The organism is Mycobacterium sp. KBS0706 (assembly GCF_005938675.2).
In the GTDB taxonomy this organism is placed as follows: Bacteria; Pseudomonadota; Alphaproteobacteria; order DSM-16000; family Inquilinaceae; genus Inquilinus.
The window spans coordinates 1-24,935 of sequence record NZ_VCCH02000017.1 but is presented as its reverse complement, the minus strand read 5'-3'; the positions used below and the strand labels follow the sequence as shown (position 1 = coordinate 24,935).

26 protein-coding genes are annotated in these 24,935 nt (G+C 70.2%); 15 read left to right on the top strand and 11 right to left on the bottom strand.

From position 1 onward, the window contains the following. Nucleotides 1-7: 7 nt before the first annotated feature. Nucleotides 8-1,231 carry an ROK family protein gene (locus FFK22_RS11655; protein WP_138887097.1) on the bottom strand — a complete coding sequence of 408 codons (1,224 nt, stop codon included), beginning with the start codon at nt 1,229-1,231 and terminating at the stop codon, nt 8-10. A 4-nt stretch (nt 1,232-1,235) separates the two neighbouring features. Further along, a complete protein-coding gene (locus tag FFK22_RS42860) occupies nt 1,236-1,373 on the bottom strand; it encodes a hypothetical protein (RefSeq protein WP_186002424.1) in 138 nt (45 codons plus the stop codon). A gap of 86 nt (nt 1,374-1,459) precedes the next feature. On the opposite strand from FFK22_RS42860, the gene FFK22_RS42855 reads away from it, so the two are divergent. The 5 genes from FFK22_RS42855 to FFK22_RS11635 all read left to right on the top strand — a co-directional run bounded on the left by FFK22_RS42855 (nt 1,460) and on the right by FFK22_RS11635 (nt 6,862). After that, on the top strand, nt 1,460-1,600 hold the full coding sequence (locus FFK22_RS42855) for a hypothetical protein (protein ID WP_186002423.1): 141 nt from the start codon (nt 1,460-1,462) through the stop codon (nt 1,598-1,600). A 29-nt stretch (nt 1,601-1,629) separates the two neighbouring features. After that, a complete protein-coding gene (locus tag FFK22_RS11650) occupies nt 1,630-3,618 on the top strand; it encodes an aldo/keto reductase (protein ID WP_138887098.1) in 1,989 nt (662 codons plus the stop codon). A gap of 59 nt (nt 3,619-3,677) precedes the next feature. Continuing rightward, nucleotides 3,678-4,937 (top strand): ABC transporter substrate-binding protein, encoded by a 1,260-nt coding sequence (locus FFK22_RS11645; RefSeq protein WP_138887099.1) that lies wholly within the window; start codon nt 3,678-3,680, stop codon nt 4,935-4,937. A gap of 163 nt (nt 4,938-5,100) precedes the next feature. Continuing rightward, nucleotides 5,101-6,021: a carbohydrate ABC transporter permease gene (locus FFK22_RS11640; protein ID WP_138887100.1), complete on the top strand. Its 921-nt coding sequence runs from the start codon at nt 5,101-5,103 to the stop codon at nt 6,019-6,021. Between the two features lie 7 nt (nt 6,022-6,028). Next, nucleotides 6,029-6,862 (top strand): carbohydrate ABC transporter permease, encoded by an 834-nt coding sequence (locus FFK22_RS11635; RefSeq protein WP_138887101.1) that lies wholly within the window; start codon nt 6,029-6,031, stop codon nt 6,860-6,862. A 13-nt stretch (nt 6,863-6,875) separates the two neighbouring features. On the opposite strand, the gene tauD is transcribed toward FFK22_RS11635, so the two are convergent. Genes tauD through tauA form a run of 4 tightly spaced genes read right to left on the bottom strand, consistent with a single transcriptional unit; the run spans nt 6,876 to nt 10,416 of the window. Next, a complete protein-coding gene (gene tauD, locus FFK22_RS11630; RefSeq protein ID WP_373683746.1) occupies nt 6,876-7,724 on the bottom strand; it encodes a taurine dioxygenase in 849 nt (282 codons plus the stop codon). 46 nt (nt 7,725-7,770) lie between these two features. After that, the gene (gene tauC / locus FFK22_RS11625) at nt 7,771-8,610 is read right to left on the bottom strand and encodes a taurine ABC transporter permease TauC (protein ID WP_138887102.1); all 840 of its coding nucleotides are present in this window, start codon (nt 8,608-8,610) and stop codon (nt 7,771-7,773) included. Between the two features lies 1 nt (nt 8,611). Continuing rightward, entirely contained in the window at nt 8,612-9,391 is a 780-nt protein-coding gene (gene tauB, locus FFK22_RS11620; protein WP_138887103.1) for a taurine ABC transporter ATP-binding subunit, read from the bottom strand. A 20-nt stretch (nt 9,392-9,411) separates the two neighbouring features. Further along, complete coding sequence (gene tauA / locus FFK22_RS11615) at nt 9,412-10,416, bottom strand: taurine ABC transporter substrate-binding protein (protein WP_138887104.1); 1,005 nt, start codon at nt 10,414-10,416, stop codon at nt 9,412-9,414. A 574-nt stretch (nt 10,417-10,990) separates the two neighbouring features. Between tauA and FFK22_RS11610 the strand changes: the two genes are divergently transcribed. From FFK22_RS11610 to FFK22_RS11590, 5 genes are all read left to right on the top strand, one after another. Continuing rightward, nucleotides 10,991-13,189 carry a calcium-binding protein gene (locus FFK22_RS11610; protein WP_138887105.1) on the top strand — a complete coding sequence of 733 codons (2,199 nt, stop codon included), beginning with the start codon at nt 10,991-10,993 and terminating at the stop codon, nt 13,187-13,189. A 106-nt stretch (nt 13,190-13,295) separates the two neighbouring features. Continuing rightward, nucleotides 13,296-13,988 carry a M48 family metallopeptidase gene (locus FFK22_RS11605; protein ID WP_221938538.1) on the top strand — a complete coding sequence of 231 codons (693 nt, stop codon included), beginning with the start codon at nt 13,296-13,298 and terminating at the stop codon, nt 13,986-13,988. Further along, nucleotides 13,981-15,195 carry a multidrug effflux MFS transporter gene (locus FFK22_RS11600; protein ID WP_221938537.1) on the top strand — a complete coding sequence of 405 codons (1,215 nt, stop codon included), beginning with the start codon at nt 13,981-13,983 and terminating at the stop codon, nt 15,193-15,195. The genes FFK22_RS11605 and FFK22_RS11600 overlap by 8 nt, the downstream gene beginning before the upstream one ends. A gap of 40 nt (nt 15,196-15,235) precedes the next feature. Next, complete coding sequence (locus FFK22_RS44765) at nt 15,236-15,370, top strand: type II toxin-antitoxin system RelE/ParE family toxin (RefSeq protein WP_373683745.1); 135 nt, start codon at nt 15,236-15,238, stop codon at nt 15,368-15,370. Then, the gene (locus FFK22_RS11590) at nt 15,367-15,642 is read left to right on the top strand and encodes a helix-turn-helix domain-containing protein (RefSeq protein ID WP_138887107.1); all 276 of its coding nucleotides are present in this window, start codon (nt 15,367-15,369) and stop codon (nt 15,640-15,642) included. The genes FFK22_RS44765 and FFK22_RS11590 overlap by 4 nt, the downstream gene beginning before the upstream one ends. A 30-nt stretch (nt 15,643-15,672) precedes the next feature. Here the strand turns inward: FFK22_RS11590 and FFK22_RS11585 are convergent, their stop codons facing one another. Beyond that, complete coding sequence (locus tag FFK22_RS11585) at nt 15,673-15,969, bottom strand: YciI family protein (protein WP_138887108.1); 297 nt, start codon at nt 15,967-15,969, stop codon at nt 15,673-15,675. Between the two features lie 105 nt (nt 15,970-16,074). On the opposite strand from FFK22_RS11585, the gene FFK22_RS11580 reads away from it, so the two are divergent. Both FFK22_RS11580 and FFK22_RS11575 read left to right on the top strand, forming a co-directional pair. Continuing rightward, nucleotides 16,075-16,851 carry an SDR family NAD(P)-dependent oxidoreductase gene (locus tag FFK22_RS11580; protein WP_138887109.1) on the top strand — a complete coding sequence of 259 codons (777 nt, stop codon included), beginning with the start codon at nt 16,075-16,077 and terminating at the stop codon, nt 16,849-16,851. Further along, on the top strand, nt 16,848-17,267 hold the full coding sequence (locus tag FFK22_RS11575; protein WP_138887110.1) for a metallopeptidase family protein: 420 nt from the start codon (nt 16,848-16,850) through the stop codon (nt 17,265-17,267). The genes FFK22_RS11580 and FFK22_RS11575 overlap by 4 nt, the downstream gene beginning before the upstream one ends. Nucleotides 17,268-17,286: 19 nt before the next feature. Here FFK22_RS11575 and FFK22_RS11570 read toward each other — a convergent pair whose 3' ends face one another. The 4 genes from FFK22_RS11570 to FFK22_RS11555 form a co-directional block, all read right to left on the bottom strand. Beyond that, nucleotides 17,287-18,372, bottom strand: coding sequence for an AI-2E family transporter (locus FFK22_RS11570; RefSeq protein ID WP_186002422.1), 1,086 nt, complete (start codon nt 18,370-18,372; stop codon nt 17,287-17,289). Between the two features lie 35 nt (nt 18,373-18,407). Next, nucleotides 18,408-19,010, bottom strand: coding sequence for a uracil-DNA glycosylase family protein (locus FFK22_RS11565; RefSeq protein WP_138887112.1), 603 nt, complete (start codon nt 19,008-19,010; stop codon nt 18,408-18,410). 100 nt (nt 19,011-19,110) lie between these two features. After that, nucleotides 19,111-21,078: a PhoX family phosphatase gene (locus FFK22_RS11560; protein WP_138887113.1), complete on the bottom strand. Its 1,968-nt coding sequence runs from the start codon at nt 21,076-21,078 to the stop codon at nt 19,111-19,113. 96 nt (nt 21,079-21,174) lie between these two features. Continuing rightward, nucleotides 21,175-21,909 carry an NAD-dependent deacylase gene (locus FFK22_RS11555; protein ID WP_138887114.1) on the bottom strand — a complete coding sequence of 245 codons (735 nt, stop codon included), beginning with the start codon at nt 21,907-21,909 and terminating at the stop codon, nt 21,175-21,177. Between the two features lie 69 nt (nt 21,910-21,978). On the opposite strand from FFK22_RS11555, the gene FFK22_RS11550 reads away from it, so the two are divergent. The 3 genes from FFK22_RS11550 (at nt 21,979) to FFK22_RS11540 (ending at nt 24,895) form a co-directional block, all read left to right on the top strand. After that, on the top strand, nt 21,979-22,812 hold the full coding sequence (locus tag FFK22_RS11550; RefSeq protein ID WP_186002421.1) for an EcsC family protein: 834 nt from the start codon (nt 21,979-21,981) through the stop codon (nt 22,810-22,812). Between the two features lie 204 nt (nt 22,813-23,016). After that, nucleotides 23,017-24,042: an isopenicillin N synthase family oxygenase gene (locus tag FFK22_RS11545; RefSeq protein ID WP_138887115.1), complete on the top strand. Its 1,026-nt coding sequence runs from the start codon at nt 23,017-23,019 to the stop codon at nt 24,040-24,042. A 34-nt stretch (nt 24,043-24,076) separates the two neighbouring features. Next, entirely contained in the window at nt 24,077-24,895 is an 819-nt protein-coding gene (locus FFK22_RS11540) for a MetQ/NlpA family ABC transporter substrate-binding protein (protein ID WP_138887116.1), read from the top strand. Nucleotides 24,896-24,935: the final 40 nt, after the last annotated feature.

The window sequence follows — 24,935 nt, the reverse complement described above, 5'->3', positions numbered from 1 at the left end:
CTCTCCGCTACCGGGGCATGCCCTGGCCGTTCCAGGGCGCTTCGTAGAGCTGCCGCAGCACCAGGCTGGCCGCACCGCGGGCCCAGGCGTCGTCGCTCCATTCATGCAGGATGATCTCGGTGCCGCGCCGGATCGGCACCGGCACGACGCGGTCGATGGCGGCCAGCAGGGCCGGCTCCATCAGGTCGCGGGCCTGGATGGCGCTGCCGGCCACGATCACCTTGGGCGGGCTGTTCAGCGTGATCAGGTTGCCGACGGCGAAGCCCAGGATGGCGCCGGCCTCCGCGAACAGGGCGCGGATCTCGCCCCGCCCCGCCCGCGCCATATCGCGCAGCCGGCCGATGGCGCGCGGGTCGTCCGGCGTGATCGGCCCAGCCTCGGCGCCCAGGAGGGCGCGGGCGCGGGTGACGATGCCGTGGTCGGAGACATAGGCATCGATGCAGCCGCGCTGGCCGCAGCGGCAAAGCAGCCCGTCGTCGAGGGTGCATTTGGTGTGGCCGAACTCCGTCCCCATCCCGGCGGCGCCGCGATGCACGTCGCCGTTCAGGAACAGGCCGAGGCCGACCGAATCCTCGACCGCCACCACGGCGAAGCTGTCGCTGTCCCGGCCATGGCCGAACCAGTGCTCGGCCAAAGTGACCAGATGGACGTCGTTCTCGACCGTGGTCGGCACGCCCAGCCGGTCGCGCACCATCTGCGCCAGCGGCACGTCCGGCGCGCCCAGGATCGGGGTCCAGACGCACAGGCCGTTGCGGCCGTCGATGAAGCCGGGCAGGCCGATGCCGATGCCGCCCAGCCGGTCGAGGCCGAGGTCGGCGTCGCCGACGCAGCGGCGGATGCCGTCCTCCAGGATGTCGGCCACCACCTCCGGCGCCTGGCGGGCGACGCGGATCGGCAGCGACAGGGTCTTCACGACGTCCGCCTTGTAGTCGGTGACGGCGATGCTGATCTGGTGCGGCGCCAGCTTGACGCCGCAGACATAGGCAGCCTCGCGGTTCAGCTCCAGCATCACCCGCGGCCGGCCGCGCGCCGCGGTGCCGACGCCCTCGACCGCCCGGGCCAGGATCAGGTTCTCCTCGATCAGCCCGCCGGTGATGGCCGAGATGGTGGCCGGCGCCAGCTCGGTGCGCTGCACGATCTCGACCCGCGAGATCGGGCCGTAGCGCCGCACCACATCCAGCACGTGGAAGCGGTTGATCGCCCGCATCAGCTCCGGATCGGCGGTTTTCATTCCGTCATGATCCGAATTTTATGGTGCGGCGCACCATGCCGGGAATGCCGGTGCGGCCGGGGGCGAAGGGCTTCGCCTGGTCTCGATTCAGCGCTTCCATCCCACCCGCCGGGCCATATTGTTTCGAGTTCTCGGCATTCATCCGATTTTTCGAACTTGACAGGACCCACCCTAGCCGGTCTGATAAATTCGTAAAACGAAAAAATTCGACGGCGAGGGAGAAGACGCATGGATCTGCCGCGCTCCATCATCCACAGCGATCTGATCTCCGCCGCGACGGTGGCCGTGGACACCCCGCCGGTGGCAATGTCCGTCCTGACGCAACGCCACGTCATCGCCGGCCTGACCATGCGGGCGGTGAAGGGCTGATGACACTCTCGACAGACGGAAAGATGGGCATGGGTACGGAAGCGAAGCTGCGTTGGGGCATTCTCGGGCCGGGCCGGATCGCCCGGGACTTCGCCGGCGGCGTGGCCCGGTCGCGCACCGGGCGGCTGGTGGCGATCGGCACGCGCGACGCGGCGAAGCCGGGGCTGGCCGAGGCCTTCCCCGGCGCCCGGATCCATGCCGGATACGAGGCGCTGCTGGCCGACCCCGAGGTCGATGCCGTCTACATCGCCACGCCGCATCCGGGCCATGTGCATTGGGGCATCCGCGCCGCCGAGGCCGGCAAGCATGTGCTGTGCGAGAAGCCGGTCGCGGTCAACGCCTATGACGCCATGGCGCTGGTCGACGCGGCCCGGCGCGCCGGCGTGTTCCTGGCCGAGGCCTATATGTACCGCGCCCATCCGCAGACCCGGAAGCTGGCGGAGCTGGTGGCGGGCGGCGCCATCGGCGAGGTCCGCATGATCCAGGCCAGCTTCGGCTTCGCGGCGAAATTCAACCCCGACCACCGGCTGTTCGCCAACGACCTGGCCGGCGGCGGCATCCTCGATGTCGGCGGCTATCCGGTGTCGATCGCGCGGCTGGTCGCCGGCGCCGCCTCGGGCAAGCCGTTCCTCGACCCGGTCAAGGTCACCGGCGCCGGCCATCTCGGCCGCAGCGGCGTCGACGAATGGACCGCGGCGGTGCTGGAGTTCCCGGGCGGCATCGTCGCCCAGGTGGCGACTGGCGTGACATTGTCCCTCGACAACACGGTGCGGATCTTCGGCACCGAGGGCCGGATCGAGGTCGCCTCGCCCTGGTTCTGCAGCGGCAAGGAAGGCGGCAGCAGCGCCATCGTCATCACCCGCCCGGACGGCAAGACCGAGACCGTGGCGATCGATGAGGCCGGCTGGCTCTACAGCTTCGAGGCCGACGCTGTCGGCGACGCGGTGGCGGCGGGGCAGCGCGAGGCGGCCTTCATGACCCCGGCCGACAGCCTCGGCAACCTGAAGACCATGGATGCCTGGCGCGCCGCCATCGGCCTGGAATACGCGCTGGAGACGCCGGCGCGGCGCACCAGTCCGGTCGATGGCCGGCCGCTCAAGGCCGGCGCCATGCGCCGGATCGACCTGCCCGGTGCCGCCCGGCCGGCTTCGGCCCTCGCCCTCGGCGCGGTCGGGGTGGAGAATATCAGCCAGGCCGGGATGCTGTTCGACCGCTTCTTCGAGCGCGGCGGCAACACCTTCGACACCGCCTGGATCTACCGCGCCGGCGGCTCCGACCGGGTGCTTGGCCAATGGCTGGCCAGCCGCGGCGTGCGCGACGAGGTGGTGCTGATCGGCAAGGGCGCGCATGCGCCGCTGTGCTACCCCGACGTGATCCCGCGCCAGCTGACGGAATCGCTCGACCGGCTGCACACCGGCCGGCTCGACCTCTACCTGATGCACCGCGACAACCCGGACATCCCGGTCGGCGAGTTCGTCGACGTGCTGGATGCCGAGATCCGCGCCGGCCGCATCGGCTCCTGGGGCGGGTCGAACTGGACGCGCGAGCGGCTGGATGAGGCGATCGCCTATGCCCAGGCCAACGGCAAGGCGGCACCGGCCACGGTCAGCAACAATTTCAGCCTGGCGGAGATGATCCAGCCGGTCTGGCCCGGCTGCATCGCCGCGGCCGATGCCGAGTGGAAAGCCTGGCTGCGGCAGCGGCGCATGCCGCTGCTGGCTTGGTCCAGCCAGGCCCGCGGCTTCTTCACCGACCGCGCCGCCCGCGACAAGCACCAGGATCCGGAGCTGGAGCGCTGCTGGTACGGCGAGGGCAATTTCCGCCGCCGCGACCGCGCCGCCGAACTCGGCGCCAGGCGGGGCAAGTCCGCCAACCAGGTGGCCCTGGCCTGGTGCCTGCACCAGGACTTCCCGGTGCTGCCGCTGATCGGCCCGCTGACGCTGGAGGAGCTGGAGGATTCGCTGCAGGCGCTCGACATCGCGCTGACGCCCGAGGAGGTGCGCTGGCTCGAAGGATAAGCCGTCGTTCCAGTCAATCCGCCGCCGGCGACGGCGGCGGAAACAGGGAGGAGACAATCATGAACAGGATGCTGTCGGGCCTCGCGGCTTTCGCCGCCGCGGGCCTTCTGTCCGGCGTCGCCATGGCCGCCACCACGGTCAAATGGCTGCACATCGAGAACACGCCGGACACCGTGGCCTGGATGGAAAGCGTCGCCCGCGCCTATGAGGCGGCGCATCCCGGCGTCGCCATCCAGATGCAGTATCTGGAGAACGAGGCCTACAAGGCCAAGCTGCCGACCACGCTGCAATCGCCGGACCGCCCGAACATCATCTACAGCTGGGGCGGCGGCGTGCTGCGCGACCAGATCAAGGCCGGGGTGATCGAGGATCTGAGCGATGCGGTGAAGGGCGAATGGGCCGACCGGATCAGCCCGGCCGCGCTCGACGCCTTCACCGTCGACGGCCATGTCTGGGGCGTGCCGGTGCTGGCCTCGCAGGTCGGCTTCTGGTTCAACAAGCCGCTTCTGGCCAAGGCCGGGGTCAAGGCCGAGGACATCAAGAGCTGGGACGACCTGCTGTCGGCGGTGAAGACGATCAAGGCCGCCGGCATCGTGCCGCTGGCGACCGGCGGCGCCGACAAATGGCCGATCCATTTCTACTGGACGCTGCTGGCCATGCGGATCGGCGGGAAGGACGCGTTCCAGGCCGCCTATGACCAGTCCGGCGACGGCTTCGACGGGCCGGTCTTCGTCAAGGCCGGCGAGGATCTGAAGGCCCTGGCGGCGCTGGACCCGTTCGAGCCCGGCTATCTCGGCCTGACCAACCCGCAGGCCGCCGGCTATTTCGGCGACGGCAAGGCGGCGATGCATCTGATGGGCAACTGGGACTATCTGAACAGCAAGAAGAACAGCGCCTCCGGCAAGGGCATCCCGGACGCCGATCTCGGCTGGTTCCCGTTCCCGACGGTGGCGGGCGGCGCCGGCCAGCCCACCGACGTGCTCGGCGGCGTCAATGGCTGGCTGGTGACCAAGGGGTCGCCGCCCGAGGCGGTCGATTTCCTGAAGTTCCTGACCAACAAGGAGAACCAGGAGAAGGCGGCGGAGCTCGGCGTCTACATCCCGGTGAACAAGGGCACGGCCGAGAAGCTGAAGAACCCGTATTTCCGGCAGATGGCCGAGAACATCGCCAAGTCCGGCTATTTCCAGGTGTTCTACGACCAGATGCTGGGCGCCAATGTCGGCCGGGTGGTGAACGACGTCGCCACCGACATCGCCTCCGGCGCCACCGACCCGAAGGACGCCGCCGGCCAGGTCCAGGAAGCCTGGGAGATGCGGTGAGCGGGATGGAGAGGCCTGTGCCATCCCCCTCACCCGAAATCGCGATGCGATTTCGACCTCTCCCCGGGGGAGAGGTGACCCTCTCCTCGGGGAGAGGGAGGGGCCCGTTGCGTTGGCAACGGGAGGGTGAGGGGGCGGCTCTGGCCCATGGGGTGATCTCACGATGACGGCCGCGACCCTCACTCATGATCACGTCGCCATCCGCCGGCGCCGCCGCGTGGCGCTGCGGACGCAGGTCGCGCCCGTGGTGCTGATGCTGGTGCCGGCCCTCGCCCTGTTCACCATCTTCGTGATCCTGCCGATGGGCGAGGCCGGCTTCTACAGCCTGTTCAAATGGAACGGCTATGGCAGCCCGGAGGATTTCGTCGGGTTCCGCAACTTCGAGCTGCTGCTGCGCAACCGCACCTTCTGGTCGGCGCTGACCAACACCGGGCTGATCATCGCGGTGTCGCTGGCGATCCAGCTGCCGCTGGCCCTGGCCATGGCGCTGCTCCTGGCCGAGAAGCTGCGCGGCCGGGTGGCGTTCCGCATGGTGTTCTTCCTGCCCTACATCCTGGCCGAGGTGGCGACCGGGCTGATCTGGCAGTTCCTCTATGACGGCCAGTACGGCGCCGTGGCGCTGATCTGGGGCTGGTTCGGGGCCCAGGCGCCCTTCGTCCTGGCCGACCGCACCCTGGCGATGGGGGCGGTGCTGGTGCTGGTGGTGTGGAAATATTTCGGCTTCCACATGATGATCTACATCGCCGGGCTGCAGAGCATCCCGTCCGAGATCATCGACGCGGCCCGGATCGACGGCGCCACGCCCTGGCAGATCGTCCGCCGGATCAAGATCCCGATGCTGCTGCCGACGATCCGGCTGTCGGTGTTCTTCTCGGTGGTCGGGGCGCTGCAGCTGTTCGACATGGTGATGGCGCTGACCCGGGGCGGCCCGTCCAACGCCACCCATTCGCTGGTGACCTATCTCTACACCTTCGGCCAGATGCGGATGGAGATCGGCTTCGGCAGCGCCGTCGGCGTGGTGCTGTTCCTGATCTGCGTCACCTTTTCGATCGTCTATCGCCGCACCCTGATGCGCGGGGATTAGGAAGGCCATGGCTGCGCCCACGCTCCGCCCCTCGCTCCTGCCGCAATACCTGGTGCTGCTCGCAGTCGCCGGCATCGTGCTGGTGCCGCTGATCGCCGCTGGGCTGGGCGGCTTCAAGACTCTGGGCGAGCTGCGGGTCAACCCGCTCGGCCTGCCGGCCAGCTGGGCCGGCCCGGTCTATTGGGAGATCCTGGGCTCGGCGCGGCTGTGGCGGATGCTGTTCAACTCCGCCGTCATCGCCGGCCTGACCGTCGGGCTGGTGCTGATCGTCGGGTCGATGGCGGCCTTCATCTTCGCCCATGTGGTGTTCTTCGGCAGCCGCATGCTGCTGAACTACCTGCTGCTGGGGCTGATGTTCCCGGCGGCGACGGCGATGCTGCCGCTGTTCATCCGGGTCCGCGACCTCGGCCTGCTCGACACCTATTGGGGCGTGGTGCTGCCGCAGGTCGCCTTCGGCCTGGGCATGGCGATCCTGATGCTGCGCGGCTTCTTCCGCCAGCTGCCGCACGAGCTGTGGGAGGCGGCGCGGGTCGACGGCTGCGGCTATTTCCAGTTCTACCTGCGGATCACTCTGCCGCTGTCGCGGCCGATCCTGGCGACGGTGGCGGTGTTCTCCCTGGTCGCCAGCTGGAACAGCTACCTGCTGCCGCTGATCATGTTCAACACGCCCGAGATGTATCCCTGGCCGCTCGGGATCATGAACTACCAGGGCGAGTATTCCACCGAATGGAACAAGATCCTGGCCTTCGTCACCCTGACGCTGGCGCCGGCGATCGTGTTCTTCCTGCTGGCCCAGCGCCACATCGTCGCCGGCCTGGCGAAGGGCGCGGTGAAGGGATAGTCCTCCGGCCGGGTCAGACTGGTCTATCGCCCAGGATGGTCGCCCGGTGCATCACCCGCCGGTTCGGCAGGTAGTCGGCCAGGGCGTAGTGCTGGGTGCAGCGGTTGTCCCAGAAGGCGACGTCGCCCGCTTTCCAGCGCCAGCGCACGGTGAATTCCGGCTTCGCCACATGGTCGAACAGGAAGCGCAGCACCGCGTCGCTCTCCTTGGCCGAGAAGCCGAGGATGCGGGTGGTGAAGCCCTCGTTGACGAACAGCCCCTTGCGGCCGGTCACCGGATGGGTGCGCACCACCGGGTGGATCACCGGCGGGTTCTTGTCGCGCGCGATCTGCCAGCGCTCGCGCTCCTCCGGCGCGGTGAAGCGCTCCGGCGGGAAGGATCTGGCGAAGTCGTGCAGCGCCGTCAGCCCGGTCAGGAAGGCCTGCCAGGGCGCCGACAGCGCCTCGAAGGCGGCGGTGCTGCTGGACCAGCTGGTGTCGCCGCCGAAGGGCGGCAGCTGCTTCGCCGCCAGCACCGCGCCCAGCGGCGGGGTCTCGATGAAGGTGACGTCGGTGTGCCAGTTGTCGTTGTCCGGCTGGTTGTCCGGATGGGTGTCGAGGATGATGATCTCCGGCACCTCCTTGACGTGCGGATAGACCGGATGGACGTGCAGCGTGCCGAAGCGGGCGGCGAAGTCGCGCTGCGCCGCCGGATTCAGCTCCTGGCCCTCGAAGAACAGCACATGGTGCTGCAGCAAAGCGCGGTTGATCGCGGCGATGGTGGCGTCGCCCAGCGGCTGCGCCAGATCGATGCCGCGCAGCACCGCGCCGATGGCAGGGTTCAGCGGCTGGACGGAGAGGAGGGTCGACAGGCTGTCGGGCATGGCGGGACCTCTCTGTTTTCGGTTGGTTTCAGGGGGGAAAGGGATGTCAGCCGCGCCCGTGCCAGGGCGTCAGCCGGCGCTGCAGCAGGCGCAGCAGAACTTCCAGCAGGAAGGCGATGGCGGCGATCACCAGGATGCCCAGCACCACCACGTCGGTGACCAGGAACTGCGCCGCGCTCTGGATCATGAAGCCGAGGCCGCTGGTGGCGGCGACCAGCTCGGCCGCCACCAGGGTGGACCAGCCGACGCCGAGGCCGATGCGCACCCCGGTCAGGATCTCCGGCAGCGCGTTCGGCAGGATGACATGGCGCAGCAGCTGGGCCCGGGTGGCGCCCAGCGAGCGGGCGGCGCGCAGCCGGTCGGACGGCACGCCGCGCACCCCGGCCGCGGTCGAGATCGCGATCGGGGCGAAGATGGCCAGGAAGATCACCAGGACCTTCGAGGTTTCGCCGATGCCGAACCAGATCACGATCAGCGGCAGATAGGCCAAGGGCGGGATCGGCCGGTAGAACTCGATCAGCGGGTCCAGGATGCCGCGCGCCACCCGGCTGGTGCCGATGGCGATGCCGACCGGAATCGCGACCACCAGCGCCAGCGCCAGGGCGGCGAAGACGCGGCCGAGGCTGGCGGCGAGATGTTGCAGCAGCGTCACGTCGGCGAAGCCGACGGAGGCCGTGGTGACCAGCTTGCCGAGCACCGCCTGCGGCGTCGGCAGGAACAGGGGCGGGACGAGGCCGAGATTGGAGACGAGCCCCCACATCAGGAGGAGGCCCGCCACCGTGGCGAGGCTGATCAGCCGCGTCCCGCGGCCCTTGCCGCGGCGCCGCGCGATCGGCGCCGTGCGGGCATCGGCAGGCGCCGGTTTCTGGAGCGCGACATCGGCCATGTCAGGCCGCCTCGCGCTCGAAGATCAGGTCCATCACCTGCTCGCGCAGGGCGATGAAGCCGGGGTCGGACTTGATCCGGCGCGCCGGCTCGCCGCTACAGTAGCGGCGGCCGAAATCCAGCCGCAGCTCCTCCACGATGCGGCCGGGCCGCGGTGACATCACCACCAGCCGGGTCGCCAGGAACAGGGCTTCCTCGATGCTGTGGGTGATCAGGAACAGGCTCTTGCCGGTGCGGTGCCACAGGTCCAGCAGCAGCTCCTGCATCCGCTCCCGCGTCAGCGCGTCGAGCGCGCCCAGCGGCTCGTCCAGCAGCAGCACCTCGGGGTCGGCGGCCAGCGCCCGGGCGAGGCCGACCCGCTGCCTCATGCCGCCCGACAGCTCCCACAGCCGCTGCCCTTCGAAGCCCTCCAGCCCGACCAGCCGCAGGATGCGCCGGGCCCGGTCGTCGCGCTCGGCCGGCGGAATGCCGCGCAGCCGCAGCGCGAAGCCGACATTGCCCAGCACGTCAAGCCAGGGGAACAGGGCGTCGTCCTGGAAGACGACGCCCCGCTCCACCCCAGGTCCGGTTACACGAACGCCGCCGAGTGTGACCGTCCCTGCCTCGGGGGCCAGGAAGCCCGCCATCAGGTTCAACAGCGTGGTCTTGCCGCATCCCGACCGGCCGAGGGCGACGACGAATTCGCCCGGCTCGATCGCGAGGGTGATCCGGTCCAGCGCGCGGATGTCGCCATCCGCCGCAGGGTAGGTCACCGAAACGGCCTCCACCGCCAGAACCGACATGGGCCTCTCCTGCGCCCGGTTCAGTTCGTCGCTGTGGTCGCGGCGACGAAACGGGCGTCGACGTAAGCGCCATAATCCTCCAGCGCCTGGTCGATCTTGCCCTGCTCCTTCAGAAATGTCGCGGTGTCCGCGATCGCCTTGGCCGTGCCGCCGCCCAAGAGGGCCGGCCCGGCCTGCTCCGCCTTCACCGGGAAGACGCTGCCCTGCAGCAACGCCGGGATCTCCTCCGGCTTCGCCCCGGTCAGCTTGGCGATCTTGGCGACCTGCTCCGACTCCGCGCTCCACGCCTTCGGATCGGCGCGATAGGCGGCGTATTCCTTCAGGGTCACATCGGCGAAGGCCTGCACCGCCGCGGGATCCGCCGCGATCAGGTCGGCCCGGGCGATCCAGGCGTCGAAGGTCGGCGCGCCCCAGCCGGCGACCTCGGTCGAGGTGACCAGGACCGTGCCGGTCTCCTTGATCTTGCCCAGCGCCGGGTCCCAGACATAGGCGGCGTCGATGTCGCCGCGCTGCCAGGCCGCCGCGATCTCCGGCGGCCGGAGGTTCAGGATGCGGAGCGAGGCCGGGTCGATGCCCCAATGCTTCAGCGCCGCCAGCAGGCTGTAATGGGTGGTCGAGACGAAGGGCACGGCCACGGCCTTGCCGGCCAGGTCGGCCGGCTTGGCGATGCCGGCGCCGTTGCGCACCACCAGCGCCTCGGCGTCGCCGATGCCGATGGCGACCAGGATGGTGCGGACCGGCAGCTCGCGGCTGGCCGCGGCGGCCAGCGGGCTGGACCCGACATAGCCGATCTGCACCCCGCCCGAGGCGATGGCGGCGATGACGTCGGCGCCGCTGTCGAATTTGCGCCATTCGATCGGGCGGCCGATCGCCTTCTCGTACAGGCCGTCGGCCTGCGCCACCTTGGCCGGCTCAACCGTGCTCTGGTAGCCGATGGTCAGCGGCTCCGCGGCCCGGGCGTAGTTGCCGATGACCACGGCGGCCGCACCGGCCAGCAGGGACCATCGCAGGATCTGGACGAACATTCGGGATAGTCCTCGAACGAACAGGCGCACACGCAGGGCCGGTCGCGCATCGAACCCGGTCAGGGAGCGCGGATCAGTCGGCCGGGGCGCCGTTATGGAATGGGGGAAGCGGCGGGGCTCAGGCTTGGCCGCAACAGCCGGGATCGCAGAAGGCAGACATGGGCTTCGACTCCTCGAGACCACGAACCCGGTCGTGGTGCTTAGCGTTTGGTGACGCGGCGCAAGCTTCACAGAAAATTGCCGCGGCGCGATCCCGGACAGGATCGACAGGACACAGGTTTTCACAGCCGCCCGGATTAAGTCAACAGGATTCAACAACAACGCTTCACGGTTGTTGAATAAATCACACGTTCCGCAGGTTATATACTTCAAGGACTGCCCTCCTGGCCTTATGACCGGATGGGCCGCAACCGGTCATTTCCGGATGCAAAAAATTTTAGGCAAATCTACGCATACCATGATGTTCGGGCGTATGATGTCACCATGGCACAGGTGAGCCCATCCCTTTCAGACCGGGGGCCGCGAGCAGTTTCGACGGCACTGGCGGGCCGCTGGCCTTGGGGAGAGTCATTTCATGGCAGTCATCAATGGCACCAACGGCGCCGACAATTTGGTCGGGACCAGCGCCGCTGACACGATCAACGGACTGGGCGGCAACGACACCATCAATGCCGGCACCCGGCCGACCGCCCCCGGCTCCGGCGTCGACGTGGTCGACGGCGGCACGGGCTTCGACACGCTGGTGGTCAATTGCTCCGGCGAGACCCAGTCGGTGCAGCTGTTCACCGGCGGGTCGCCGACCTTCCAGGTCCGCTCGACCACCGGCAATTTCTACGTCGACGCCTACAACATGGAGGCGGTGAACTTCACCGGCGGCTCCGGCAACGATTCGATCGATACCGGCGAGCGCTCCGGCGCGGTGAATGGCGGCGCCGGCATCGACCACTGGCTCGCCAATCTGGGCGGGCTGTTCACCGGCGTGACCTTCACCCTGGGGACCACGACGTCGATCGCGGCGGCCGGGCTGAGCTCGATCCTCAGCGTCGAGCGCATCAGCCTGACCACCGGCGCCGGCAACGACACGATCACCGGCGGTGCCCAGGCCGACAGCATCAACACCGGCGACGGCAACGATGTCATCGACGCCAGGACGCGGCCGACGGTGGCCGGGTCCGGGGTCGATGTGGTCGATGGCGGGCTGGACAGCGACACCCTGATCGTCAACGCCGCGGCCGAGACCCAGGCGGTGCAGCTGTTCACCGGCGGGTCGCCGACCTTCCAGGTGCGGTCGAGCTCCGGCAATTTCTACGTCGATGCTTACAATATGGAGGTGATCAAGTTCACCGGCGGCTCCGGCGCGGACTTCATCCAGACCGGCACCCGCGGCGGCACGGTGGACGGCAGCGCCGGCATCGACCACTGGGAGGCCGACCTCAGCGCGTTGATCTCGGGCGTGGCGTTCCAGCTGGGGACCACGACCTCGATCGCTGCGGCGGGGCTGACCTCGATCCTCAACCTCGAACGCCTGACGCTGACCACAGGCAGCGGCAACGACAACATCATCGGCGGTACCCAGGCCGACACCATCAACACCGGCAACGGCAACGACGTGATCAACGCCAGGTTGCGGCCGACGGCGCCGGGATCCGGGGTCGATGTGGTCGACGGCGGCGCCGGCAGCGACACCCTGGTCGTCTACTGCGCCACCGAAACCCAGGCAGTGCAGCTGTTCACCGGCGGGTCGCCGACCTTCCAGCTGCGGTCGAACTCCGGCAATTTCTACGTCGACGCCTACAACATGGAGACGGTGGCCTTCACCGGCGGCGCGGGGGCCGACTTCATCCAGACCGGCACCCGCGGCGGAACGGTGAATGGCGGCGCGGGCATCGATCATTGGGACGCCGATCTCAGCGGGCTGGTCTCAAGCGTGGCCTTCACGCTGGGGACCACGACGTCGATCGCGGCGGCGGGGCTGACCTCGATCCTCGGGCTCGAGCGCATCAAACTGATCACCGGCGCCGGCAACGACGCCATCGTCGGCGGGTCCCAGGCCGACAGCATCACCACCGGGGCCGGCAACGACAGCATCAACGCCAGGATCCGGCCGACCGCGGCGGGGTCCGGGGTCGACGTGGTCGATGGCCAGGCGGGCACCGATGCGCTGGTGGTCGACGCCTCGGCCGAGACCCTGGCGGTGCAGTTGTTCGCCGGCGGCTCGCCGAGCTTCCAGGTCCGGTCGAACAGCGGCAATTTCTATGTCGACGCCTACAACATGGAGACGGTGACCTTCAGCGGCAGCAGCGCCGGCGACACCATCGGCGGCAACATCGGCGCCGACACGCTGAACGGCCGGGCCGGCGCCGATTCGATCGATGGCGGGCTGGGCGACGACAAGATCGACGCCGGCACCGAGGCCGATTCGATCCGCGGCGGCCGCGGGGCCGATACCATCACCGCCGGCGCCGGCAACGACACGATGCGCTACGGCTCGGTGCTCGATTCCTGGGTGGCCGGCGCCAAGATCGACAGCGTCGCCGACTTCGTCAGCGGCTTCGACAAGTTCGACCTGTCGGAAATCGACGCCAACAACATCGGGGCGGATGGCAACCAGGCCTTCACCTTCATCGGCGGGGCCGGCTTCTCTGCCGTCCGCGGCCAGCTGCGCTCGGCGGCCGGGGTGGTCGAGGCCGATGTGAACGGCGACGGCGTCGCCGATTTCCGCATCGTGCTGGCCAACGGCGCTGCGGCCGCCGCGGCCGATTTCGTGCTGTAGCGGCGGCTCCGCCCCCGGACGGGGGATCCGGGCATCGCACACCCGGATTCCCCTCCGGCTCCGGCCCGTCTATGGTCCGGCCATGCCAAGCCGGACCGATCCCAAGGTGTCGCCCGCCCTTCTCGCCGTCGCCGGCCTCGACCGCCCGGTGGCGCTGCGCCGCAATGCCCGGGCGCGGCGCCTGTCGCTGCGGCTCGACCCGGCGCTCGGCGAGGTGGTGGTGGTGGCGCCGCCGCGGGTGCCGCCGCAGGTGATCGCCGATTTCGTCAACCGCCACGCCGAATGGGTGCGCCGCCGCCGCGCCGCCATGCCGGTCCGGACGCCGTTCCTGCCCGGCGCCGAGATCCCGATCCTCGGCGTGCCGCACCGGATCATCCATGACCCCGCGGCCGGCCGGGGCGTCCGCAGCGCCGATGGCGAGCTCAAGGTCGGCGGCCCCGCCGAGCATCTCGGCACCCGCCTCGCCGCCTGGCTGCAGGCGGAGGCGCGGCGCCAGCTCCTGGCCCGCAGCCGGGCGGCGGCGCTGAAGCTCGGCGTCACCGTCGCCGCGGTGTCGGTGCGCGACACCCGCAGCCGCTGGGGCAGCTGCGCCTCCAGCGGCCGGCTCAGCTATTCCTGGCGCCTGCTGCTGGCGCCCGAAGCCGTGCTCGACTACGTGGTGGCGCACGAGGTGGCGCATCTGGTCGAGATGAACCATTCGGCGCGCTTCTGGGCGGTGGTCGACCGGCTGCACCCGGATGCCGACCGCTGCCGCGCCTGGCTGAAGGCCAAGGGACAGGACCTGCATCTCTATGGCTGATCGGGTTGCCGGGGCCGGGGGCATGCAGCCCTCGGCCATCATCGCCGTCGTCCTGACATTGCTGACCGGCTTCGGGCCGATGTCGACGGATGTCTATCTGCCGTCGCTGCCGTCGCTGGTCACCGCCTTCGACACCGACGTCGCCACGGTGCAGCTGACGCTCAGCGTCTTCCTGGTCGGCTTCGCCGTGGCCCAGCTGGTCTATGGCCCCGTCTCCGACCGCTTCGGTCGGCGTCCGGCGATCCTGGCCGGGGTGACCATCTTCACCGCCGCCAGCATTGCCTGCGCGCTCGCCACCTCGATCGAGATGCTGATCCTGTGCCGGTTCCTGCAGGCGCTCGGCGCCTGCTGCGGCCCGGTGCTGGGCCGGGCCGTGGTGCGCGACCTGTACGGGCCCGAACGCTCGGCCCGCATCCTCGCCTACATGTCGATGGCGATGGCGCTGGCGCCGGCGATCGGCCCGATCATCGGCGGCGTCCTGCAGCAGGAATTCGGCTGGCAGGCCACCTTCTGGCTGCTGGTCGGCTTCGGCGTGCTGATGCTGGCCTCGGTCCTCGGCCTGCTCGGCGAAAGCAACCGGCACCGCGACCCGCTGGCCACCAGCCCGGCCCGGCTGGTGCGCAACTATGCCAGCCTGCTGCGCCACCGCCGCTACATCGGCTATGTCGCGATCGTCGCCTGCAGCTACAGCGCGATCTTCACCTTCATCTCCGGCTCGTCCTTCGTGCTGTCCGGCATGCTCGGCCTGTCGCCGCCGGTCTACGGCGCCTGCTTCGGCATCGTCTGCATCGGCTACATCTGCGGCACCTTCACCTCCGGCCGCCTGACGCTGCGGCTCGGCATCGACCGGATGATCGCGATGGGGACGCTGGTGATGCTGGCCGGGGCCGTGGCGATGGCGGCGCTGGCCGCCGGCGGCGTGTTCACCGTCTGGGCCGTGGTCGGCCCGTTCTTCGTGGTGATGATCGGCGTCGGCCTAACCCTGCCCAACGCCATCGCCGGGGCGATCGCGCCGTTCCCGGCCATGGCCGGCACCGCCTCGGCGCTGATGGGCTTCCTGCAGATGACGCTGGCCGCCCTGGTCGGCATCGCCATCGGCCACGCCACCGGCACCGACGGCCTGCCGATGGCGCTGGCCGTGCTGCTGACGACGCTCGGGGCGCTGGCGGCGTTCCGGTTCCTGGTCAAATCCACGGCGGCGCGTTGATGGGTCTGCTTCGAAAGGCGAGATTGAGCATTATATCCGTTTGGATATAATTCGATGGGATGAAATTGCCGTCAATGTGCTGCACTGCCTTCAAAAGAAAACGCAGGCGACCAGCAGGCGCGACATCGAACTCGCCCGATCGCGGTTTCTCGAGCTTGTCCGGGGTGCAGAATGACCCAGACCTTCGACAGCGTGTGGGATGCCATCGCCGATACGCCCGAACAGGCCGCCAATCTGCGCATGCGGGCAGAACTGATGACGCAGATTGCCGAGATCATCAACGAGAACGGCTGGAAACAGGCCGAAGCCGCCGCGCATTGCGGCGTGACCCAGCCCCGCATCAACGACCTGCTTCGTGGCCGCGTGTCCCGCTTTTCCCTCGACGCCCTAGTGAACATCGCGACGGCGCTCGGCCGCCGCGTGCATGTCGCGCTGGACGCCGCGTGATGGAGACGACGCTGCAGCGGAGATGAGGTGTCAGCCCTTCGACCGCACGGCCACCCGGAACGGCCGGATTTCGATGTCGTGCCACACCCCGCCGGTGACGTAAGGGTCAGCGTCGATGATGGCGTCCAGCGTCGCCCGGTCCGGGACCTCGTAGACCAGCGTGGAGCCGATCATCCGGCCGTCGTCGTCCAGGATCGCGCCGCCGATGATGATCACGCCCGCCTCCACATGGGGCCGGGCGCCGGCCAGATGCTGCTCGCGCACCGCCTGGCGCCGGGCCGGCGCCTCGGCATCGGTGCCGTCCTTCGCGATCACCAGGAACTGCATGGCTTTCCTCCCTTATCGATCCGCCAAGCATAGCGGCGTTCGGCCCGGTCGCAACCGGACCGGCGATCTGCTACCCAGGGGCACGAGTTTCGGGTGGAGGATGAAATGAAGGTCGAGGGTCTGGCGGCGGTGGTCACCGGGGCGGGGTCGGGCATGGGGGCGGCGACCGCCCGGGCCCTGGCTGCGGCGGGCGCCAAGGTGGCGCTGCTCGACCTCAACCGCGACGCGGCCGAAGCGGTGGCGGGCGAGATCGGCGGCCTGGCCGTGGCCTGCGATGTCGGCGACGGCGAATCCGTGACGGCGGCGCTGGCGCAGGCGCGGGCGGCGCATGGCACGGCGCGGATCGCCGTGGCCTGTGCCGGCATCGCCCCGGGCGCCCGGCTGGTCGGCCGCGACGGCCCGCACGACCCGGCGCTGTTCGAGCGCGTGATCCGGGTCAACCTGCTCGGCACCTTCCACCTGCTGCGCCTGACCGCCGCCGCCATGGCGGCGGAGGATCCGCTGCCGGAGGCGGCCAGCGCCTCCGGCGAGCGCGGCCTGTTCGTCGCCACCGCCTCGGTCGCCGCCTATGAAGGCCAGGTCGGTCAGGTCGCCTATTCCGCCTCCAAGGGCGGGGTGGTCGGGCTGACCCTGCCGGCGGCGCGCGACCTGGCCAAGAGCGGCATCCGGGTGATGACGGTGGCGCCGGGGCTGATCGGCACGCCGATGATCGAGGCCATGCCGCAGCAGGTCCAGGACAGCCTGATCGCCACCACCCTGTTCCCGCAACGCCTGGGCCGGCCGGAGGAGTTCGCGCAGCTGGTCCTGCACATCGCCGCCAACGAGATGCTGAACGGTTCGGTGATCCGCCTCGACGGCGCAGTGCGGCTGGCGCCGCGATGAGCACAATCCCGAAGCCGGGCTTGGCCGAGCCGCCGTCGATCGACGACCTGATCGAGCTGGCGGAAGAGGGGTTCGAGCGGGTTCCGGCGCGGCTGCGGGCCATGGTCCGCGGCGTTGCCATCCAGGTCGTCGACTTCCCGGATGACGAGGTGCTGGACGAGATGGGGCTGGAGAGCCCGTTCGACCTGCTCGGCCTCTACACCGGTACGCCGTTCGGGCAGAAGACCTTCGCGATCGCGACCCGGCCGGACATGATCTTCCTCTACCGCCGGCCGATCCTGGATTACTGGTGCGAGACCGGCGAGGATCTCGGCCATGTCGTCCGCCACGTGCTGATCCACGAGATCGGCCACCATTTCGGCTTCTCCGACGACGACATGGAGGCGCTGGAGCGCGAGGCGGACGGGGAGGGCTGAGGCGTCCGAGCCCGGGCTCTCACCCCTCCAGCAGGTGGCCGAGGGCGCGCAGCGGGCGCAGGCGGTCGCAGACGATCTTGGTGATGGCCAGCATCGGCACCGCCAGGATGGCGCCGGGCACGCCCCACATCCAGTACCAGAAGATCAGGGCCAGGATCACCGCCACCGGGTTGATGGTGAAGCGCCGCGCCAGTACCATCGGTGTGATCCATTCGCCCTCGGCGACATGGATGCCGAGATACAGCGCCGCCGGCAGGAGCGCGATCCAGGTCGGGCCGTCGGCCACCAGCCCGACCGCCAGGAACAGCGCCACGCCGAAGAACGGGCCCAGGATCGGCACGAAGTTCAGGCAGAAGGCGACGGCACCCCACAGCACCGGCGCCGGGATGCCGCAGGCCCACATCACCAGCGCCGTGGCGACGCCGACCACGGCGTTGATCACGGTGACGGTCAGCAGATAGGCGGACAAATCGTGCTCGATCCGCAGCGAGATCGCCACCGCCTCCCGCTTCTCCTCGAAATTGGGCAGGATCTCGACGAAGCGGCGCAGGAAGATGTCGCCGAACACCAGCAGGTAGAACAGGATCAGCAGCGTCTCGAACAGGTGCGAGGCGACGGTGCTGGTGCCGGCGAAGACGGCGGTGACGATGTCGGTCGGATGCTCCAGCAGCGTGCCGGCGCCGCCGAAATGCACGCCCATCTGCGCCAGCCGTTCCTGCAGCTGGTGCAGCGGGTCGGCGATGAAGGCGAACTTGGCCTGCAGCGCCGCCCATTCGTTCGACAGGTTGCCGGCCCATTCGGCGGCCGGGCTGGTCAGCAGCGCGCCGATGCCGGCGAAGATCGCCAGCAGCAGCAGGATGGCGGCGATGGCCCCGGCTGCGCGCGGGATCCGCCCCTTCTCCAGCAGCCGGACCAGCGGCTGCAGCAGCAGCTTCAGCACCACGGCCAGCACGACCGGCAGGACCAGGTCGCGCGCGACATACAGCGCGGCCGTCAGCGCCAGCAGGCACAGGATGCCGAGGAACACCGTCTTCGGGTCCTGCGGCAGCGGCATCTCCGGGACATGGTCGTCGCCGTTGCGCCCATGGGCGGGATCGATAGTCATGGGCTGGTCCTGGAGTGACGGGGGCGCGGCGGCCATCAGGCGTCGCCCGCCAGCGCGGCCGCGGTCCTGGCCCGCAGCACCGGCAGAAGCTCCGCCTCGAACCACGGGTTGCGCTTCAGCCAGCCGGTGTTGCGCCAGCTCGGATGCGGCAGCGGCAGGAAATCGGGCAGGCAATCGCGCCAGGCGGCCACCGTCTGCGCCACGCTCGGCTGCCGCCGCTGGCCGAGGTAATAGGCCTGGGCCAGGCCGCCCACCAGCAGGGTCAGCCGGATCCCGGGCAAGAGCGGCCGCAGCCGCGGGTGCCAAGTATCGGCGCAGATCCGCGGCGGCGGATAGTCGCCGCCCTTCGGATCGGTGCCGGGGAAGCAGAAGCCCATCGACACCAGCGCCACCCGGTCCTCGTCGTAGAAGGCGTCGCGGTCGAGGCCGAGCCATTGCCGCAGCCGGTCGCCGCTGGCGTCGGTCCAGGACAGGCCGGAGGCCTGCACCCGCGCACCGGGCGCCTGGCCGACGATCAGCAGGCGCGCGGTCGTGGTCGCGCGCAGCACCGGGCGCGGCGCATGCGGCCACCGCCCGGCGCAGATCCGGCAGGCCCGCGCCGCCGCCACCACCGCCGCCAGATCATCCGTCGCCGCCATTGCCATGCGACCGGTCTAGGCCGTTCGCAGGCCGCGGCCAAGCATCGGCGATGTCCGGTCACCGATGCGCCGGCCGCGGGGCGGGCGGAGGGAACTCCTGTCAGGTCCCTATGTGGCCGCCATCGGTCCGCCGGATCACGATCACCGAGGGCCGGGGCGGCACGCCCTCGCGGAAATCCGGCCAGCGCGTGGTCACGGCGTCCAGCGTCTCGGAATCCTCGCCCGGATGCTGCACCGACAGGAACAGCGTGCGGCCGTCCGGGGTGAAGCAGGGGCTGCTGCATTCCGACCCGCGCGGCGGCGAATAGAACAGCTTCGGCAGCGCCCGGCCCGGCCCCTCGGTGTCGAGGACGTAGAGCGCGTCGTTGAAGCCGGCATCCGGCGGGCCGTCGGTGCAGACATACATCCGCCCGGCCGGGTCGAAGGCGATGTTGTCGGGGTCGGTGAACCAGCCATTGGCCGAGGTGTCGGGGTGATAGCGCGCCTGGGCCTCGGGCTTCGCCGGGTCGCCGCACAGGATGAAGATGTCCCAGCCGTAGTGGGCGGCGGCGTGGTCGATGCGGCCTTCGGCGCCGGGCGGCACCAGTTCCAGCACATGGCCCTCGGGGTTCGGCGCCCGCGGATTGGCGGCGTTGATCTGCCCCGCCTCGATGTCCTCGTTCTCGGTCAGGGCGACATAGATCTTGCCCGTGACCGGGTTGACCGTGAAGCCTTCGGGATTGTCCATCGGCGTGGCCCCGGCCAGGTCGGCGGCCAGGCGGGTCTTGATCGCCACGTCGCCCTGGCTGGCGAAGCCGTTCTCGGCGGTCAGCCTGCCCTCGCCCTGGACCAGCGGCAGCCAGTCCAGCGTGTGGTCGGGGTTGAACCGGGCGACATGCAGCGTGCCCTCGTCCAGCAGGTCGCGGTTGGCGGCGCGGTCCTGCGGGTTCCACGGTTTCGCCGTGACGAATTTGTACAGGTAGTCGAAATCATGGTCGTCGGCCATGTAGACCACCACGCGGCCGTCCGGCGCGACGACGCAGCCGGCATTCTCATGCGCCATGCGGCCCAGCGCGGTGCGCTTCACCGGCTGCGCCCCGGGGTCGTAGGGGTCGATCTCCACCACCCAGTCGAAGCGGTGCGCCTCGTTCGGCTCGCGCTCGTAGTGGAAGCGGTCGTGGAACCGGCCCCAGCCATAGCTGTCCTCGGCCTCGTCGGCGCCGTAGCGGGCAAGCAGCTTCGCGTGCTCGGACTTGGTCGGGTCGCCGCCGAACCAGCCGTCGAAGCCCTCCTCGCAGGACAGCACCGTGCCCCAGGGCGTCATGCCGCCATTGCAGTTGTCGAAGGTGCCGAGGACCGTGCGGCCCTCGGGATCCGCGGTCGTGCGCATCAGCGGGTGGCCGGCGGCGGGGCCGGCGATCCGGATCGGCGTCGCCGGCGTGATCCGGCGGGCGTAGCGGCTGCCGGGCACCACCTGCCAGCCCGTGCCGTCGTCCCGCACCTCGATCACCGAGCAGCCGATCGCGGCCATGGTGACCGCGACCTGCGCCTCGGTCAGCTTTTCGCCGGCGTCGTCCTCGGTCAGGCCCGGCCACATCAGCTGCGGGTTCGGGTATTCGTGGTTGACGAACAGCAGCCCGTGGTCGGAGCGGTCGGACCCGATCGGCAGCGGCAGATAGACCAGCAGGTCGTTGTTCATGCCGAACTGCCGTTCGGCCGCCGCCGCACTCATGGCGGCGGGGTCGAACTCTGGCGCCTCGGGCAGCAGCTTGTCGCCCCAGCGGATCAGCACCTTGCGGTCATAGCCGGCGGCGATGTGGTCGCGGTCGTCCATCACCCGCGCCAGCTCGGCGAAGCTCGCGCTGCTTTCGGCGGCCTCGGCGCGCCCGCCGGGCAGGGCCAGGGCTGCGACGGTGGCGGCGGAGCCCAGCAGCAGGCCGCGGCGCGACAGGCTGGCCTGTACCAGGGCCGACAGCGGCGGGGCCTCGACCGCGGCGCTGCGCCGGACGACCCGGCCCTTGTCGGTGGTGGCGTAGCGGCCGGCGGGCAGGCCGGCGAGGCGGCGCCGGGCGCGGAGGCGCTTGGTCATGGCGGAGATCCTGCTGGGATGGACGCGGGATCCTCCGCCGGCTCGGCGATGGCCGGGTGACGGGCCGATGAAGTTTTGGTGACGGCGCGGTCGCCGTCAGCGCTTCGGGAATTCGCCCGCCAGCAGCGCCTCGACCAGCGCCGGCACCAGCCGGGTCGCCGGGCCGTGGCGGCGGATGTGGAACAGGCCGGAGCCCTCGCCGGGCTCCAGGTTCAGCTCGACCGTCAGGGCGCCGGCGTCCAGCGCCTGGTGAACAAAGGCGGCGGCCGGGTAGACGGTGCCGGAGGTGCCGATCGACACGAACAGGCGGCAGCCGGCCAGCGCCGCCTCGATCTCGTCCATCGCCAGCGGCATCTCGCCGAACCAGACCACGTCCGGCCGCATCCCGCCGGCCTCGCCGCAGCCGGGGCAGGGGGTGTCGACCGACAGGTCTTCCGTCCAGGGATGGCCGGCGCCGCAGGACAGGCAGCGGGCGCGGTTCAGCTGCCCGTGCATATGGACCGGCCGGCGGCTGCCGCCGCGCTCGTGCAGGTCGTCGACATTCTGGGTGACCAGCAGCACCGGGCCCGGCCAGTCGCGCTCCAGCCGCGCCAGCGCCGCATGCGCTGCGTTCGGCTGCACCGCCGGGTCGGCGAGGGTGCGGCGGCGGGCGTTGTAGAAGCCGTGCACGCGATCCGGATCGCGCTCGAACGCCTCGGGCGTGGCCACATCCTCCAGCCGGACGCGGGTCCACACCCCGCCGGCGTCGCGGAAGGTGTCGAGGCCGCTCTCCTTCGAGATGCCGGCCCCGGTCAGGATCACGATCGGATCGCCGGGCTCGATTCGTCTCATGCGTCGATGATGAAGGCGGCAGGGCCGGGGCTCAACGGCCCTTGTCGACGCGCCGCGGGTCCCAATCTGATGCGTATGACGACCGCCGCAGCGCTGCCCGTCCCCTTGCCCCTGCCGCCCGACGCCATGGCCGAGCTGGCCGCGGCGAAGGCGGTGCTCGACCACGACACGCTGGTGGCCAGGCTGTCGGCCCTGGCGGGGACGCCGGTCGAGGCGCTGAAGCGCAACCTGCCGGCCGGGGTGCAATCCGTGCTGGACGATGCCGTCCGCCGCGCGTTGACGACGGCGCTGAAGGCGGCGCTGCGCAGCCGCCCCGGCCACCGGGTGCCGCGTGGGCCCGAGGCCTGGCTGCATCGCGGCCTGGCGGCGGCCAGCGGCGCCGCCGGCGGCGGCTTCGGCCTGCCCGGCACGCTGCTGGAGCTGCCGGTCTCCACCGCCCTGCTGCTGCGCCAGATCGCGGCCGAGGCCGCGGCGGCGGGGGAGGATCCGTCCAGCCCCGAGACCGCGATCGAATGCCTGAAGGTCTTCGCCCTGGGCCGGCCGGACCCATCCGACGACGCGGTCGAGACCGGCTATCTGGCGACGCGGATCGCGCTCGCCCGGGTGGTGCCGAACGCGACCGCCATGGTGATGCCGCGGCTGGTCTCGATGGTCGCCGCCCGGTTCAGCGGCCCGGTGCTGCTGAAGCTGTCGGCCCAGGCCGCGCCGGTGCTGGGCGCCGCCGCCGGCGCCACGGTCAACCTGGCTTTCCTGGAGCATTTCCGGCGCCTGGCCCGCGCCCATTTCACCGTGCGGCGGTTGGAGCGCCTCCACGGCGCCGCGGCGGTGCGGCTGGCCTATGAGAGCCTGCGGCCGACCCCGCCGCCGCCGGACCTGACGGTGCTGCCGAAGAGGCGCGGCTAGACCCAATCCCTTTGGTCATGGCGAGCCCCGCAGGGGCGCGGCCATCCAGCGTCACCGTCCTCTGGATGGCCACGTCGCTTCGCTCCTCGCCATGACGGATTCATTATTGCATACATATTTTGTTGTATAAATCACGATGCAGAAAAGATATGTGAATTATCAAGCGGTGCATTGCTGCGCCGTTCTGTCTGCCCGAGGCCTGCCATGACCACCCTCGCTTTGCCGCTGCTCGACCTGTCCCGGCTCGATGCCGGCCCGGCGGCGCGCCGGGCCTTCCTGGACCAGCTGCGTGCGGCGGCCCGGGATGTCGGCTTCTTCTATCTCAGCGGACATGGCGTGCCGGAGGCGCTGGTGGCGCAGGTGAAGGCCGAGGCGCGCCGCTTCTTCGCCCTGCCCGAGGCCGACAAGCTGGCGATCGAGATGGTGCATTCGCCGCATTTCCGCGGCTACACCCGCGCGGCGTGGGAGCGGACGCGCGGCGAGCCGGACTGGCGCGAGCAGTTCGACATCAGGGCGGAGCGGGCGGTGATCCCGCAGGGGCCGGGCGTGCCGCCCTGGCTGCGGCTGCAGGGCCCGAACCAGTGGCCGGCGGCGCAGCCGGAGCTGAAGGCCGCGCTGCTGCGCTGGCAGGCGGAGCTGACCCGGGTGGCGATCCGCCTGCTCGAGGCCTTCGCCGCGGCGCTGGGCCAGGCCGGGGACGCGCTGGAGCCGATCTATGGCGACACGCCGAACCAGCACATCAAGATCATCCGCTACCCCGGCCGCGAGGCCACCGGCAGCAGCCAGGGCGTCGGCGCGCACAAGGATTCCGGGTTCCTGACCCTGCTGCTGCAGGACACCCAGCGCGGCCTGCAGGTCGAGGGCGAGGACGGCCGCTGGATCGACGCCGAGCCGGTGCCCGGCACCTTCGTGGTCAATATCGGCGAGCTGCTGGAGCTGGCCACCAACGGCTATCTCCGCGCCACGGTGCACCGGATGATCACGCCGCCGGCCGGCACCGACCGGCTGTCGGTCGCCTTCTTCCTCGGCGCCCGGCTCGATGCCACCGTGCCGCTGCTCGACCTGCCGCCGGCCCTGGCGGCGGAGGCGCGCGGCCCGGCCAGCGACCCGCAGAACCCGCTGTTCCACGATGTCGGCCCGAACTACCTGAAGGGCCGGCTGCGCTCGCACCCCGACGTGGCCCAGCGCCACTATGCCGACGTCCTGGCCGCCCAAGCCGCCACCGCCTGAACACGCCGCGCCACCCGAAACTCACAGGTCCCTCATGATCCATACCCTGACCGCCCGCCTGGCGCGGGCGGCGATCGCTGCCGCCTTGCCCTTTGCCTTCGCCGGCGCCGCCCTGGCGCAGGACGCGCCGCTGAAGGTCGCCGCCGACGCCGTGCCGCATGCCGAGATCCTGGCCTTCGTGCAGAGCCGGGCGCCCGACCTGAAGCTCGACATCGTCGAGCTGTCGACCGCGGTGAACCCGAACGAGCTGCTGGCGCATGGCGACGTTGACGCCAACTACTTCCAGCACCTGCCCTATCTGCGCTCGCAGGAGCAGGCGCTGGGCGAGACCTTCGCCGTCGCCGCCACGGTGCATATCGAGCCGCTGGGGGTCTATTCCCGCAAGGCCAAGAGCTTCGCCGAGGTGAAGGACGGCGGCACCGTGGCGGTGCCGAACAACGTCACCAATCTCAGCCGGGCCCTCTACCTGCTGCAGGACCAGAAGCTGATCCGGCTGAAGGACGGCTTCGCCGAGCCGGACAAGCAGCTGGCGACGCCGAACGACATCGCCGACAACCCGAAGCACCTGACGGTGCTGGAGGTCGAATCGGCGCTGCTGCCGCGGGCGCTGGACGACGTCGACCTGGCGGTGATCAACGGCAACTACGCGCTCGAGGCCGGCCTCAGCCCGGCCAAGGATGCGCTGGGGCTGGAGAAGGCCGAGAACAACCCCTACGCCAACATCCTGGTGACCACGCCGAAGCTGGCGGATGACCCGCGGATCAAGCGGCTGGCGGAGCTCCTGACCTCGCCGGCGGTCGCGAAGTTCATCCGCGAGCGCTACCAGGGATCGGTCATTCCCGTGAACGGCTGACCGGATGGTGGCGGTTACTCTGTAGCCTCCCCTACACCAT